Annotated in this window: 12 protein-coding genes; 6 read left to right on the forward strand and 6 right to left on the reverse strand. The window is 67.1% G+C overall.

The genetic code is table 11. The annotated features are described in order from the left end of the window. Nucleotides 1-233: 233 nt before the first annotated feature. The 5 genes from H5T74_11600 to cadA form a co-directional block, all read right to left on the reverse strand. Nucleotides 234-1,466 (reverse strand): tetratricopeptide repeat protein, encoded by a 1,233-nt coding sequence (locus H5T74_11600; GenBank protein MBC7231019.1) that lies wholly within the window; start codon nt 1,464-1,466, stop codon nt 234-236. A 483-nt stretch (nt 1,467-1,949) separates the two neighbouring features. Then, nucleotides 1,950-3,245 (reverse strand): DUF362 domain-containing protein, encoded by a 1,296-nt coding sequence (locus tag H5T74_11605; GenBank protein MBC7231020.1) that lies wholly within the window; start codon nt 3,243-3,245, stop codon nt 1,950-1,952. 237 nt (nt 3,246-3,482) lie between these two features. Next, complete coding sequence (locus tag H5T74_11610) at nt 3,483-3,866, reverse strand: RidA family protein (GenBank protein ID MBC7231021.1); 384 nt, start codon at nt 3,864-3,866, stop codon at nt 3,483-3,485. 60 nt (nt 3,867-3,926) lie between these two features. Beyond that, nucleotides 3,927-4,463 carry a SoxR reducing system RseC family protein gene (locus H5T74_11615; GenBank protein MBC7231022.1) on the reverse strand — a complete coding sequence of 179 codons (537 nt, stop codon included), beginning with the start codon at nt 4,461-4,463 and terminating at the stop codon, nt 3,927-3,929. A 73-nt stretch (nt 4,464-4,536) separates the two neighbouring features. Next, nucleotides 4,537-7,323 (reverse strand): cadmium-translocating P-type ATPase, encoded by a 2,787-nt coding sequence (gene cadA / locus H5T74_11620; protein ID MBC7231023.1) that lies wholly within the window; start codon nt 7,321-7,323, stop codon nt 4,537-4,539. Nucleotides 7,324-7,584: 261 nt separating this feature from the next. On the opposite strand from cadA, the gene H5T74_11625 reads away from it, so the two are divergent. The 6 genes from H5T74_11625 (at nt 7,585) to H5T74_11650 (ending at nt 13,177) form a co-directional block, all read left to right on the forward strand. Then, complete coding sequence (locus H5T74_11625) at nt 7,585-8,658, forward strand: flippase-like domain-containing protein (protein MBC7231024.1); 1,074 nt, start codon at nt 7,585-7,587, stop codon at nt 8,656-8,658. Between the two features lie 378 nt (nt 8,659-9,036). Beyond that, complete coding sequence (locus H5T74_11630) at nt 9,037-9,849, forward strand: dihydropteroate synthase (GenBank protein ID MBC7231025.1); 813 nt, start codon at nt 9,037-9,039, stop codon at nt 9,847-9,849. Nucleotides 9,850-9,865: 16 nt separating this feature from the next. Next, complete coding sequence (locus tag H5T74_11635) at nt 9,866-11,725, forward strand: DUF4445 domain-containing protein (protein MBC7231026.1); 1,860 nt, start codon at nt 9,866-9,868, stop codon at nt 11,723-11,725. Between the two features lie 400 nt (nt 11,726-12,125). Next, the gene (locus H5T74_11640) at nt 12,126-12,404 is read left to right on the forward strand and encodes a hypothetical protein (GenBank protein MBC7231027.1); all 279 of its coding nucleotides are present in this window, start codon (nt 12,126-12,128) and stop codon (nt 12,402-12,404) included. Between the two features lie 82 nt (nt 12,405-12,486). Continuing rightward, the gene (locus H5T74_11645; GenBank protein MBC7231028.1) at nt 12,487-12,840 is read left to right on the forward strand and encodes a hypothetical protein; all 354 of its coding nucleotides are present in this window, start codon (nt 12,487-12,489) and stop codon (nt 12,838-12,840) included. A gap of 178 nt (nt 12,841-13,018) precedes the next feature. Beyond that, entirely contained in the window at nt 13,019-13,177 is a 159-nt protein-coding gene (locus H5T74_11650; protein MBC7231029.1) for a hypothetical protein, read from the forward strand. Between the two features lie 148 nt (nt 13,178-13,325). Here H5T74_11650 and H5T74_11655 read toward each other — a convergent pair whose 3' ends face one another. Next, complete coding sequence (locus H5T74_11655; GenBank protein MBC7231030.1) at nt 13,326-14,327, reverse strand: nitroreductase family protein; 1,002 nt, start codon at nt 14,325-14,327, stop codon at nt 13,326-13,328. Between the last annotated feature and the right edge of the window lie 39 nt (nt 14,328-14,366).

A 14,366-nucleotide genomic window follows, 5' to 3' on the forward strand; every position in this document is an offset into this window, starting at 1 on the left:
CGATCCCCGCGCATGCTCCTCGCGGCGCGACATCTCCGCCTCCTTACATGTCCATGTGAGGACGCCGGCGCGGGCGAGGTTCCTACCAGTTTTCCGCCAGCAACTCGAAGTAGTCGACGGGATGGGCGATCACAGGTATATCCCGGGATCACGCATATGCGCGGAACATGATCTGCACGGCGGAAAAAGACCCAGCACTTTTCGACCGCCCGAACCATCTCCGCATATCGCGCTCAACGTTTGAGCTCCAAGAGGAAACGCGTGGCCTCCGGCTCGTCCGGCTGGATGCGGAGGACCTCGGCGAAATCCTCCGCCGCGCCGGCGACATCTCCCTTCTTCATCCTCCCCAGCCCGCGGGCGAGATAGGCGGGGTAGAGGTCGCGGTCGAGGATGAGGGCACGGTCCCAGCTGTCCACGGCATCCGGCCAGGCGTTGAGGAGGGCATAGCAGACGCCCCTCTCGTAGTAGGCCTCCGCCCAGCCCGGCTTCATCCTGATCACCTGGTTGAAATCGCGGATGGCGCGGTTGTAGAGGGGGTTCTCGCCGGGGTTGAGCTTTCGGCGCAGAGCCTTCCCCCGCAGCATGTAGGCCTCGGGAAAATCGGGGCGCAGCTTAATAAGGCTCGAGAGGTCCCTTATCGCCAGGCCGTAATGTCCGTAATCGAACCACAGCCTCCCGCGGCGGAAGAGGTCCCCCTCGTCGGTGGGATTCTTTTCCAGGTTCTCCGTCAGCTCCCTCAGCAGCAGTTCGTCGCCGCGGTCCGGGGATGCCGGTCCCTGGCCTTCCTCCCCCTCCAGGAGGTCCGCCACCATCTCCGCCACCCTCCGCGAGCGCACCAGCCCCATATGGGTGGTCGGCCACCTCGCGCGCACGTTCAGGGCTCCCTCCAGCCGGCAGCTCGACCAGGGCACAACCGCCAGGTCGATGGGGGTATAGATGGATACGTAGCGCCGCCCTCCCTCCTCGCCCGGCGCGGCCCGGTATCCCTCTTCCAGGACCCGCAGGAAGGAGCTCGAGGGCACCGCCTCCCGGGCCGCGGCGAAAACCACGAAGGGATAGAAGGAATACGAGCCGTGATTGGGGGTGCCCAGCATCACCAGCCGGTCAAGGTATTCCAGGGCACCTAGCTGCTCCACCGCGTAGCGGGCCGCGAGACCTCCCGTGCCCTGCCCCACGACGGAGAGCTTGCGCGCCCCCAGTAGCAGCCTCATCTCCCGCATCCTGTCGTGCAGCGCCCGGGCATAGCGTCGCAGGTCCCCCGTGCCGCAGCGCGGAGGGCGCAGGGCATAGACCTCGAAATCGAGGGACCGCAGGCGCCGGCGCAAGGTGGCGGTGAGCGCGTTGAGGCGCAGAAAGCCCGGGAGGAAGAGCACGGGGCTGCGGCTCCTCCTCGCCACCTCGAGCCTTTCCGGGAGCCGCCCGCCGGAAGGCTCCCTGCTCCGGCGCTCCATCAGGGTCTCCTCCATGCCGGAAGCTCCTTATCCAGACTCTCCGCGCTGCCGTCCCGTCATCGCCCTACCGCTTACGCCGCTACTTCTCAGCTCCTTCTCCACCCGGCGCAGGCCCTGGACGGAGGTCGGATCCAGGGGCCGGGGCCCGGGTGGCGGGGATCGGTCCCCTCCTCCCGCGGAAAGGCGATGCGGCAAGAGTTCCGCACCAGGACCCCCGGCGACGACCTCCACGGGCTCCGCCACGGCGCCGGTTATCTTTCCGGGGAAGGTTTCGGGGAAAGGGCGGCGACTTCCTCCGTCACCACGGCATGATCGTTTAGCTCGTCACCCCCATGGCACTCCTTCACCCCCGCCCGCACGCGCCGCGCAGGCGCCCGATCTTCCACCTCGTCTCCCCGCATGCGTCCGCCGGACGGCAACGGCGAGTTCCCCCAGACATGCCTTTTTCACGCGGGTCGAGTCGTTCTCCCGCCCCCGACTTCCGGCGGCGACCCTGCTTCATCCCCTGGGGATGATGGGGGTGATGCGCGCCGTGGTGCGGTGCAGGCGCGCCTGTATCAGCAGGCCCAGCGACTCCAGCGCCGGCAGGGGCACCATCCGCAACGGGTTGACGCCCATGAGCGGCGTCAGGGCGCCGAGGACGTCTCGCAGGTTGTTGCAGCCGCGGGCCGCGCACACCGCTCTCCTCCCCAGCCTGTGCGCCAGCTCCGGATAGACCTCCTGGAACGCGCAGTCTCCCACCACCAACACCTTACCGCCCAGGGACGCCAGTTCCTCCCGATCTATGCCCTTGCCCATGACGATGCTGAAGCCACCTTGCCCATCATGATCCACGTAGAGGTACTGCAGCACCATGCGGGTGTTGAGGCTGCACCCCTCGGGGCAACACCGCTCCTTCCCCTCCACGATGTGCACGTCCGGAGGATAGACGTCGAGGAGCTCGCTGGTATAGCGGCGCCTGAAGGGGTCGCGCTCGCCGATCACCTCGATCTCGCCCAGGTCGATGGTTCCAAGACCTCTCTCCGCCGCAAGCCTGAGGTGCTCCACCTCCCGGGGGTCGATGCCCAGGATGTCGCAACCGACCGCGTCCACGGCCAGGGTGTCGTCCCCGCCGATAAGGACCCCCAGGCGCTCGGCGCATCTGTCCACCAGGCCCTCCGGGTGGTCATGGCCGTGATTCATGGCATAGATGCCCTCGATGAGGGTGAAATCCGGCCGGATCAGGTCATAGATGTCGGCGAACTTGCGGTGCAGATTGTAGTTGTGGTCCCTGATGCGGTCGCCCTGCATGATCAGCCCGAACTGGTTTTTCACCCCCAGGGTGACGGTGGCCATGGAATGGGTCTTGAGTTTGGGGATGCTCAGGTAGAGGTTGTCCCCGCGGTTATCCATGAGCCTCTCCTTCACCCACCGCGACACGTGCACGCCGTATCCGAGGGTGGGTAGGGTCACCTCCACCTGCCTGCCCTCGTCCAAGTAAAGAGGCTTGGCGCCCGCTTCCCGGGCCGCCCTCTCCAGCCCCGTGACGCGGAACACCAGGCGGGTGAAGGCCGCCTGGGTGCAGTTCTCCATCACGTACACCTCGCGGGCCCCCGCCGCCCTGAACAGCCGCGCGGCGGCAGAGACCACCGCGGGGTGTGTATAGCTGTGGGACTTGTAATCGACGGCGTTGACCTTGATGAAGACGCCCTTCCTTCCCCCCAGCACCTCCTTCACGCCGCCGAAGGGCTCGAACGCCCGCCCCACCGCGTCCTCGACGTCGTCGCCGACCGCGATCACGGCCACCCTGCTCATCTTTTCTCCTTTACTCTCCACCCCGCGACCGCTGACTGCACGCGTTCTTTTGCCGGACCGCCATGTACGCTACCGTGCATCGTGAGTCCTGCTCCGCTCAGATCCTGCCTTCACCGGCATCACCCCCCGCCCGCGCTGCGGCACGCGCATGCGCCCTGGACCAAAACCCTGCCCGCACCACGAGACCTCTTTCCGGTCCGGCCTGCCCGGTCGGTGAAGCGGCTGCCGGAAGCGCCCCTATTCCCGGTAGGCGACGGCGGAGAGCTCCAACCGGAATCCCCCCAGGAGAGACACCCCCACGGCTGAACGAGATGGATAGGGCGGGCGGAAGAACTCCTCGTAGACCTCGTTGAACGCGAAGAGGTCCTCGATATCCGCCAGGTAGACGTTCACGGCGAGCACCCTGTCCAGCCCGCTGCCGGCCTCCTCCAGGAGGCGTTTCAGGTTCCGCAGCACCACCAGGGCCTCCTCGCGCACATCCCCGGCCACCTCCCTGCCGTCCGGGTTCACCGCCAGCAGGCCTGAGACGAATACCAGCCTTTCCCAGACAACGGCCGGGGAATACGGGCCCTTGGGCACGGGGATGCCCTCTCCCTCCACGACCTGAAACCCATCCGCCATCCAGCTCACCCCCTCGTCTCAAAGAGTATATCACGGGGCCGCTTCAGGGCACCCCACGCCTCAATCGGCATCCGGAGTCGGAGATGTCCCATGTCCGGGGCTGACCCTGATGACGGGGCGGTAGCGGGCCGCGGCGCGTGACCCCGAGCGGTAGGTGCGCGAGATGATGAGGTAGGAGAGGGCGAGGGAGGAAAAGCCGCAGACAAGGGAGATCGGGACGGCGAGCCTTCCCCCCAGGACGAAGTGGCTCAGCAGTGCCCCCAGCGCCAGGCCGGCGAGGAAGAACAGCAGCGGTATCCCGTAGAGTACGTATGCGGCGCGTATGGATGTGTTCACGGGGATATCCACCGTCACCCTCTCGCCCGGCTTCGCACCCGCGAGATTCAGCGCGTCCACCAGCATGCTGTCCTCGTCCAGCTTCACGCAGCAGGAACCGCAGCCCTCGCACAGCCGGCTCCGCCGCATCAACACCTTCGCCTCCTCCCCCCGTACCGAGACCACCACGCCCTCCTCGGCCCGCGGACGCGTGGCGGCACGGTAGGCGAAGTGCTGTGAGAGATCGGCGGGCGCCTGCCTCGCCTCGAACTCATCCTCCATCGACACCGGCCTCCTCACTCCGACTAGCGCGGCGCGCGTTCTGCAAGACAGCCCGCCGCCTGCCTTTTCGCCCTCATCCCCTGGCGCGCGAGATATACTTTTCGGGATCCCTGTCGAACTCCTCCTTGCACGCCAGGCTGCAGAAGTAGATGGTCTTGCCGTCGTATTCGGACGTCGCGGCGGCCTTCTTCCTGTCGATCTTCATCCCACATACCGGGTCCGTCGTCTTGCCGAACATCTCCTCTCCTCCTTCCGATTCGCTACGGTCCGCGGCGTCCGGGATCCCGCGGCCGCCTTTTTCCCCAGCCCGGCCCGCCCAGCTCTCGCGAAAGCGGCGCAGGCGCAGCGAGTTGCTGACCACGGACACGGAGCTGAAGGCCATGGCCGCGGCCGCGTATATGGGGTTGAGCAAAAGCCCCCAGACCGGGTAGAACACCCCCGCGGCCAGGGGGATGCCGATGACGTTATAGAAGAACGCCCAGAAGAGATTCTGCTTGATGGTGCGCAGGGTAGCGCGGGAAAGCGCGATGGCCGTGGCCACTTTGCGCAGGTCCTCGGAAATGAGGGTGATGTCGGAGGTCTCGAGGGCCACGTCGGTGCCGCTGCCGATGGCGATGCCGATGTCCGCCCGCGCCAGCGCCGGCGCGTCGTTGATGCCGTCCCCCACCATCGCCACCACCTTGCCCTCGGACTGGATGCGCACGATCTCCTCCGCCTTGTCCGCGGGCAGCACCTCCGCCAGCACGCGCTCTATGCCTATCTCTCCGGCCACGGCCTCCGCCGTGGAGCGCCGGTCGCCGCTGATCATGGCCACCTCCACCCCCATGCCGCGCAGCGCCCTAACCGCCTCCGCCGCCATGGGCTTCACGGTGTCCGCCACCGCGATCAATCCCCTCAACTCGCCGCCGGCGGCCACGTAGACCACCGTCTTGCCCTCCCTCGCCAGCTCCTCGGCGCGCGGCTCCAGCGCCCGCGTGGAAGCGCCACCCTCGGCCACGAAGGCGGCGGTCCCCAGCCTCACCTCCATCTCTCCCATCCGTGCGGTGACCCCCTTGCCTGGAATAGCCTGGAATTCCGCGGTCTCTCCGGGCTCCAGTCCCCTCGCCCGCGCTTCCTCCACCACCGCCTCCGCCAGCGGGTGCTCGCTGCCCCTCTCCACCGCCGCGGCCAGCGCCAGCAGCTCCTCCTCCCCGCTTCCGAACGCGGGGATCACCTCCGTCACCGACGGCCTTCCCCAGGTCAGGGTGCCGGTCTTGTCGAAGACCACCACGTCGAGCTTGCCCGCCCGCTCCAGCACCTCGCCGCCCTTGATGAGTATCCCCAGCTCCGCGCCCTTGCCCGTACCGACCATGATGGCGGTCGGCGTGGCGAGGCCCAGGGCGCAGGGGCAGGCGATCACCAGCACGGCCACGAAGTTGAGCAGGGCGAAATTGAAGGAGGGCTCCGGCCCGGCGAGGAGCCATACCAGGAGGGTGACGGCGGCGATGATCATCACCGCGGGCACGAACACCGAGGCCACCTTGTCCGCCAGGCGCTGGATGGGGGCCTTACTCCCCTGGGCCTCCTCCACCATGCGTATTATCTGGGCCAGCACGGTGTCCTTCCCCACCCGGGTCGCCCGGAAGATAAAATAGCCCGTCCCGTTCACCGTGGCTCCCGTGACCTCGTCGCCGGGATTCTTCTCCACCGGTAGGGGCTCTCCCGTGAGCATGGATTCGTCCACGGCGCTCCGCCCCTCGGTGACCACGCCGTCCACGGGGATCTTCTCGCCGGGCCTCACCACCACCAGATCCCCCACCCTAACCTCCTCCACGGACACGCTGACCTCTTCGCCGTCGCGCAGCACCCGCGCCTCCGGTGCTTGGAGGTCCATGAGCCGGCGGATGGCCTCCGAGGTACGCCCCTTGGCCTTCGCTTCCAGGAAGCGCCCCAGCAGGATGAGGGCGATGATGGTGGCGGAGGCATCGTAATAAACCGCCAGCTTCAACCCCGTCCCACTGATGAAGGAGGGGAAAAAGGTCGCCACCACGCTGTAGAGGTAGGCCGCGGTGGTGCCCACGGCGATGAGGGTGTTCATGTCCGCGGTGCGGTGACGGGCTGCCCCGAGGGCCGCGCGGTAGAAGGTGAGGCCGGGCCAGAACTGCACCGGCGTGGCGAGGGCGAAGAGGATGGTGAACAGGGTGCGTTCGGGGATATCCTTCAGGCCCGGCAGGTGCATCCCCACCATGGAGAGGAACGTGATCGCCGCCGCGGAGGCGAGGCTGTAGATGAGCTTGATCCTGAGGATACGGGTCTCGCGCTCGCGGCGCCGGCGCTCGCGGTCCAGCGCCTCCTCCCCCTCCTCCGAGGCCACGAGGCGGTATCCCGCGGCCTCCACGGCTCGCGCCATGGACCTGAAGTCCGTTCTTCCGGGATCGTAGGTCACGCTGGCGCGCTCCGTGGCCAGGTTCACGTCCGCGGACAGCACGCCCTCCACGCCGGAGAGAGCTTTCTCCACCCTAGCCACGCAGGAGGCGCAGGTCATGCCCTCCACCGCGTACACCGCTTTCTCCAGCCCCGCGCGGTAACCGAGGTCCTCGATGGCGGAGACCATCTCCTCCACCGCCGCGGACCCGGGATCGAACACCACCGCGGCCTTCTCCGTGGCCAGGTTGACGTCCGCCTCCTTCACCCCCGGGAGGCCTCGCAGGGCGGTCTCCACCCTGCCGGCGCAGGTGGCGCAGGTCATCCCGCCCACGTTGATGACCACCCGGGCCGGCTTGGCCTCACCGTCCGCTTTTTCGAGATCCGCGCCCGCACCTTCCGCGCCGCGGGCCGACTCCTCTCCATCGCCGCCGTTCACGCCGTTCATGTCCGTCATCCCCCTCATTCACCCGTCCGCCATGGCCCTCTCTGCCCTACGAGCGGCGCCTGCTCTCCCGTGCCGGGCGCCTGCCGGACGGATGTCGTTACTCCATATCATCCATCATTCCCGCGGAGGACGAAACTTATCCTCCATATATTTCCTTTAATTATGGTGTACCCTCCGCTGCACAACGGCCATGAGCGAGCTCATGCGTCGCGGGAGCCCCGGTGGAAGGGGGTAAGGGTGAAACGGAGCCGATTCGAGTAAAATGCCCCTATGGGCGAGGAAGGACTCGAGCCGGCCATGGCGCAGCAGGGAAAAAAGCCCCCCGGGCGCTCCAAGCTGAAAAGGGGACTGCTGGTCGCCGTATCCCTTTCCGCCGCCACCCTCATCCTCATCTCCCTGGTTACCCTGGACCGAGCGACTCTGAGCGCCCTGTCCAACCTCTCCCCCGGTTTCCTGATGCTCGCCGCCGCCCTCTCCCTGGGGCGCTGGCTCTGGGCGGTGACGCGCATGCGCCTGCTCATCCGCTGCATGGGGGGGCATGTGCGCCTGCCCGAGATAGCCAAGACCGTATACGCGGGCTACTTCACCGGCCTCATCACCCCCTGGCGGGCGGGTGGGGTGACGGGGGAGATGGCCTTCCTCTACGCCTACGGGCTGGGGGCCGGCGAGGGAGTCGCGGTGGTCTCCTTCGGCGCCTGCATCTCCACCGCCCTGCTCATGCTCTTCTTCCCCTTCGCCATCCTCATCGCGCGCAGGTATATCGCCCTATCCATGTCCATCCAAGGGGTGCTCTTCTCCGCCCTGGCCGTGGGGCTGCTCTACCTGGCCCTGGTGCTCTGGGCCATCCTCCGTCCCCACAGCGCGGTGGGCGACACCCTCCTCCGGCATTCCCCGGGCTTTCTACGCAGGCGCCTGTGGTATCAGCGCTTCCTCGAGAGGCTGGGCGAGGAGATCCGAGCCTTCGCGACCTGCCTGAACCGCCTGGCGCGCATCGGACGCGCCCGGCTGCTGGCCGTCACCCTCCTCACCTGCCTCTACTGGTTCACCGGCTTCCTCGCCGTTCCCGTCGCCGTGGTGGGCCTGGGCTACGGCGACTTTTTCTGGCGCGCCGTGGTGGCGCAGCTGGTGGTGCACATCCTCATGCCCTTCGTTCCCACCCCGGGGGGAAGCGGCTTCGGGGAGGTGGGATTCCTCTACGTATACAAGGGCGTGCTGCCCGACCTGGGAGCGGCGGGCCTGCTCACCCTCATCTGGCGCTTTATAGATTTCTACCTCGGCCTCCTGGTGGGCGGCACCGCCTTCATCCTCATCATGCGAGACATAAGGAAGCGGGACCGCGGGTGAACGGAATCTTGTTTCGGGGCATGATTCTGGAACCCGAGGAACAAAGCTGCGATCCCGATATGCGAGCCGGTGGGGGCGGGCGCAGACCGGCGGCAAAATGACGTGCCCGTGTTCCAGCAGGTGGAGCGCTCGGCCGCCACTGGGTAGGAGCTTTTTTGCCACCGCGTTTGCTGACCGGGTCCGGTCCCTCCGGCGTTCATCGTACAACACCTGTACGCACCTAAATCCAAGGAAGTGCTTTCTACCTCCCCCCAACGGTAGCGATAGGCTATGGCCGATCTGGATGGAGCTCTTCTATCAGGATGGAGTTCTTCTATAATCATACCTGGTAGAAGATCCCGGGGTATCACGAATCCCCGCAACGCGAAGGGAGAGACGATGTTCGGACCGCAAGACCTCACGGTGATCATCGGCGAGAGGATCAACCCCACGGGAAGGCCGAAACTCGCGGAGGAGCTGCGGGAGGGGAAGTTCGACCTGGCCCTGGATGACGCGGCGGCCCAGGCCGAGGCAGGCGCCGATTACATCGACGTCAACACAGGCGCACCGGGTGTGGACGAGGCCGCCCTCCTTCCCCGCCTGGTGGAGGCGGTAGCGGAGAGGACCGGGCTTCCGGTCTGCGTGGACTCCGCCGATCCCTCCGCCCTGGCCGCGGCCCTGGAGGCCTACGCCGTCCCCGAGGCCTTGGTCAACTCGGTCACCGCCGACGACGAGAGCATGAACGCCGTGCTGCCCCTGGTTGCTGAGGCGGGCTGCTACGTCATCGCCATGACCAAAGACAGGGAGGGCATACCTCCCACCCCGGAAGGGCGCCTGGAGAAGGCAGGGAAGATCGTGGAGCGCGCGGCATCCCTCGGGATACCCGCCGAACGCGTGCTCGTGGACTGCCTGACCATCCCCGCCGCCACCGACGGCGAGGCCGCCGCGGTGACCCTGGCATCCATATCCCTCATCCGCGCGGAGCTGGGATGCCCAGTGGTCCTGGGCGCCTCCAACATCAGTTTCGGGATGCCCGAAAGGCCGGCCATCAACGCCGCCTTCCTCTGTCTGGCCATAAAGGCGGGGCTCAACGCCGCCATCGTGAACCCCCTTGAACCGGGTCTGGTGCTCGCGTTGCGCGCGGCGGATTTCCTGCTGGGGAAGGACCGCATGGGGCGAGCCTACCTCAAGTATTACCGGGCCCACCGCTGAGAGACCGGGGTGGCGCATGGCGAGTGGGGAATACCGCATCACCGTCGATCCCCTGGGGAGGGTGGTGGACTGCCGCGAAGGACAGACCCTTCTGGAGGCCCTGCGCGAGGCCGGCATAGGGCTGGAAAGCGTATGCGGGGGACAAGGAAGGTGCGGTAAGTGCCGGGTGCGCGTGCTGGCAGGGGACGCGGGAGAGCCCGCCGACGATGAACGTTCCCTTCTTCCCGGAGGATGGAGGGAGAAGGGCCTGCGCCTGGCCTGCCGGGTCATTCCCCGGCAGGACCTCACCGTCTACCTGCCGGCCTCCACCCTTACGGCTTCCGGCCGCCTGCAGCTCGAGAGCGCCCTTCGCCCCGGGGAGCGCGACCCGGCCGTGCAGGCCTACGACGTAGAGGTGGAGCTGCCGAGCCAGCCCGGAGACGCGGGCTCGGATCTCCTGCGGCTGCGCGCGTCCCTGCTGCGCGTGGCGCCGAAGGCCGAGCCCGAGAACATAGATATCGAGGCCCTGCGGGCGCTGCCCCGGATGCTGCGCGAGGAGGGGGGCGCGGTGCGGGCGTTGCTGCGCGGGCGGACCGTCCTGGGAATCATCCCCAGGAAACGCTCCCCGCTGGGGGCGGCCGTGGACCTGGGCAGCACCAAGATAGCCCTTTTTCTCTACGATCTCGAGAGCGGGGAGATGCTCTCCGCCCGCGGCATGCTCAACCCCCAGATACCCTACGGCGAGGACGTGGTGACGCGTATCCAGTACGCATCGCAGGGAGGCGCCCGGCGCCTGCGCGAGCTGGTGGTGGAGGGTATCGGCCGCGAGCTCGACGGGATGGCCGCCGGCGCCGCCCGCACCCGGGACGGCATCTTCGAGATGGTGGTGGTGGGGAACACCGCCATGCACCACCTCTTTACGGGCCTGCCGGTGGAGCAGCTCGGAAAGAGCCCCTACCTCCCGGCCACCGACCTCCCCCTGGAGGTGACGGCCCGCGACCTGGGGCTTGCGCTCAATCCCTCCGCAGTGGTGTACCTGCCCCCTCCCGTCGCGGGCTACGTGGGCTCGGACCACCTTGCGGCGCTTTCCGCCGCCCGCCTCGAGGAGAGAAAGGGGCCGTCTCTCCTGCTGGACATCGGCACCAACACCGAGGTGGCCTTGCAGGTCGAGGGCCGCATAAGGTGCTGCTCCTGCGCCTCGGGGCCCGCCTTCGAGGGAGGGGGGCTGAGCTGCGGCATGAGGGCGGGCGAAGGCGCGGTGGAAGCCGTTTCCATCGATCCCCGCACGGGCGAGCCGGAACTGAAGGTCATCGGGGAGGGGCCTCCCGCGGGCATATGCGGGTCGGGGGTCCTCTCCATGCTGGCCGAACTGGTGCGGACGGGAACGGTGGACGAAGGTGGCAGGCTGGCGGAGAAAAGTCACGGGGTGACGCGCCGCGACGGAGGGCTTTCCTTCACGCTATCGCCGGGAGGGGAGGAGCGTGAACCGCTGGCGGTCACCCAGGGCGACATCCGCGAGATCCAGAAGGCCAAGGGGGCCATGCGCGCGGGCATAGACGCCCTGCTGGCCGAGGCGGGGCTGGCGCCGGGCGACCTGCGGGAGGTGATCCTGGCCGGCGCCTTCGGCACCTACATCGATCCCCAGGATGCCCTGGACATCGCCCTCCTTCCGCCCGTGCCGCTGGAGGCGGTGGTGCAGGTGGGCAACGCCGCCGGCGCGGGAGCGCGCTCCATGCTCCTAGCGAGCGGAGCGCGCCGCGAGGCGGAGGCGATGGCGGAGCGTATCGAATATCTCGAGCTCTCCGCTTACCCGCGCCTGGGACCCCTCTTCGCCGCGGGCATGTTCCTCACGGAAGAGGCGGTGGCCGAGGCCAAGCGGCGGTTCCGTCTTGCCTGAGGCTTATTCATCTGAAAGGTTGACGTCCGCGGGCAGCCGGCGTCTCCGCGTGGTTATGTGGTTCTCGTGGAATCTATCGTTGCCGGCAGGAACTGCCGCTGGTCACGAGAACGCCGATCCCGAAAGGTCTCGGTGCAGGCTTCTACGCCTCGCGTATAGACGGCACTGGATGCCGGTCCTCCTACGCGGCGGCAGCCCCTCCGGCCTCGGCATTGATGAACCACCGGCACGCCCGGTCTCCTGGGGCCCGCGCGCGCGGCTTACCCCCGGCGAACATGGATCATATTCTCATAAAGATACTTACCGGTAACGCGGTTCCGCCAACGAAACCTGTCCTGGCTGGTCCAAGAGGGCGCGGGGGCGACGCGCCGGTCCTGCGGGTATTCAGGAGGCGAGACGGATGGTGCTGCTCGAGTTCCTCAAGATGGGGGCGGCCTCCGCCCTGGACATGGTGGGACACGCGGGCGGGACGCTGAAGGACCTCCTCTTCTCCCCGCGCTACGACCTCGGCCGTCCGTGGTGGAGGAGGCCCGGGCTGGGGACCATGTACCAGATCGAATGCCGACCGGGCACTGACTGGGGCCGCGATTACCGGGGGTACAACCGCTCCATGACCGGGCCTGACGGGCGGCTGCTCTTAGACGGGCTTTTATGCAAGAGGAGGAATGGGTGGAGCTGAGCGAGAGGGCCTGCGCCGATCACCACGCGATAAAGATAAAGCGGCACGACGGCATCTGCTACTTCGACACCGCCCTCGCCGCATGCTCGTGATCCTGGGCGAGTGGTACGGGCCGAGGAAGCGCCTGTTCACGCAATCGGTGCCCGCCCGCTGCCGGCGCAGGGAGCCGCCCGGGGTCGCGGTGAGCCCGGCGGGCTTCAGGGCCATCGCGTGCGAGCACGGCGGCGACCTGCTCCTGCACCTGGTGAACATGCGCGGCTCCAGCGGTCCCGTGGAGGTGGAGCTCGAGGGCGGGATGTGGAAAGGCCCGCGCTCCGCCTCGCTCGAGCCGCAGGGCACGGGGGTCGAGATAAACCGGGGTCCGGGCCCGATGGGCCTGGGGATGCCCTCCGAGCTCGTCGACCGGATAGACGCCGTCGTCAGGCTGCGGCGTTGAGGAAAGAGAGCGCTAAGGACTGGCGCGCCGGGCCCAAGAAAGACCTTTTGCGCCTGCCGGAGAAGAACCACGAGTTCTTCTCCAGGCTGCAGAGGGACTTCGGGGAGAGGATCTTTTTCTTCTTCTCCTTCGTGGGCGGCATCTTCGGATACACGTTGGGCGTGCTGGGGTGGGCAACATGGATATTACCCAAGTGCCGGTCGATGCGGACCGCGAGGAGGGCTTCGAGGCGGTCAGGCGGTCGATAGCCGCGGCGGGCCGGGGAGGAGGCTACGTCATCGCCCCCACCAACTCCCACCCGCACGTCTCCGTGGAGCGGCTGCGGTGGCTGGTGTAGGCGGTGGAGGCGTACGGGAAATATCCACTGGGCTGACGGCGCCCATTCCTCTCCCCGGCCGTGAGGGTCATGGCCGTCCGGAGTCCGCGTCCCGGTCCCTCCCGCCCTTCCTTCACCGGATCCCGAGCGGCGGAAAGCCCCGGTCGCGTTATGGCATCTCCTGCCAGGTCTTGCCGCCCTTGCGCCAGGTGATGCGGGGCAGCTCGCGCTTGACCATGGAGTCGGCCTTCACGCGCGGATAGCCCAGGACGATGGCCGTGACCGGCACATAGGGCCACTTTATCCCCAGGTAACGCTTCAGGTGGGGCAGCATCTTGGCCCCCACGGCGGCGAAGCTCATCCAACAGGTGACCAGCCCCAGGGAATGCGCCGCCAGGACCATGTTCTGACCGCATATGCCGATGTCCACGTACATGTTGTTGATGCCTCTTTTGTCCCCCAGCAGATATATGAGGCAGGGAGCTCCCAAGAAGACGTCCTTGGGCTTGAGGATGGCCGTCCCGCCGGTCATGGCCCGCTGGTCCATGAGAGGAGGCAGCAGAGCCGAGGTAAAGGAAAGCAAACTCCTCACCAACGGATTCTTTTTCCCGGAGAAATAGAACCGGGTGAGGTTACGGTACAGGGGGTCCATCATGTCCGCGATCCTGTCCATCTCCTCGCGGTCGTTGACCACGATGAAGCTCCAGGGCTGGCAGTTTCCGTGGGAGGGGGCGAAGCGGCCCGCCTCGATAACCCGTCGCACCAGCTCGTCGGGTACCGGCTTCTTGGAGAATACGCGGTTGCTGCGGCGCCTTAAGATGACCTCCTCCACCGGGGTGAGGCCCTCTATCCCCTCCACCTCCGGTATCTTGGGGTACCCGTCGTCGGGATGCAGGAGCATGGTCTTGAAGAGGCCTTTCTCCACCTCGTAGAAGCCCTGCATCTGGATGGCGTCCTTCTCGCAGTGGGCCATGCATGCGGAGCAGGACATGCACACCACGCCCTCGATGAACCTGACCTTACCCCCAGCCACCTCCAGGCAGGCGCAGGGGCATGCCTGCACGCAGTTCCCACAGCCCGTGCACTTCTCCTCGTCCACCACGATCTTCGAGTTGGACCACACCTCCGGGTGGGAAGGCAGATAGGTGTAGGAATACTTATCCAGAGCCAATCTCCTCGACCTCCTTTTTCCAGTGGATCCCCGCTTGAG

It is taken from the genome of Actinomycetota bacterium (assembly GCA_014360645.1).
Lineage (GTDB): Bacteria > Actinomycetota > Geothermincolia > Geothermincolales > RBG-13-55-18 > Solincola_B.

What these genes read in the sequence shown, in the direction of transcription:
- H5T74_11600 (MBC7231019.1), bottom strand. Translation starts at nt 1,466, where the DNA reads ATGGAGGAGACCCTGATGGAGCGCCGGAGCAGGGAGCCTTCCGGCGGG.
- H5T74_11605 (MBC7231020.1), bottom strand. Translation starts at nt 3,245, where the DNA reads ATGAGCAGGGTGGCCGTGATCGCGGTCGGCGACGACGTCGAGGACGCG.
- H5T74_11610 (MBC7231021.1), bottom strand. Translation starts at nt 3,866, where the DNA reads ATGGCGGATGGGTTTCAGGTCGTGGAGGGAGAGGGCATCCCCGTGCCC.
- H5T74_11615 (MBC7231022.1), bottom strand. Translation starts at nt 4,463, where the DNA reads ATGGAGGATGAGTTCGAGGCGAGGCAGGCGCCCGCCGATCTCTCACAG.
- cadA (MBC7231023.1), bottom strand. Translation starts at nt 7,323, where the DNA reads ATGACGGACATGAACGGCGTGAACGGCGGCGATGGAGAGGAGTCGGCC.
- H5T74_11625 (MBC7231024.1), top strand. Translation starts at nt 7,585, where the DNA reads ATGGGCGAGGAAGGACTCGAGCCGGCCATGGCGCAGCAGGGAAAAAAG.
- H5T74_11630 (MBC7231025.1), top strand. Translation starts at nt 9,037, where the DNA reads ATGTTCGGACCGCAAGACCTCACGGTGATCATCGGCGAGAGGATCAAC.
- H5T74_11635 (MBC7231026.1), top strand. Translation starts at nt 9,866, where the DNA reads ATGGCGAGTGGGGAATACCGCATCACCGTCGATCCCCTGGGGAGGGTG.
- H5T74_11640 (MBC7231027.1), top strand. Translation starts at nt 12,126, where the DNA reads ATGGTGCTGCTCGAGTTCCTCAAGATGGGGGCGGCCTCCGCCCTGGAC.
- H5T74_11645 (MBC7231028.1), top strand. Translation starts at nt 12,487, where the DNA reads ATGCTCGTGATCCTGGGCGAGTGGTACGGGCCGAGGAAGCGCCTGTTC.
- H5T74_11650 (MBC7231029.1), top strand. Translation starts at nt 13,019, where the DNA reads ATGGATATTACCCAAGTGCCGGTCGATGCGGACCGCGAGGAGGGCTTC.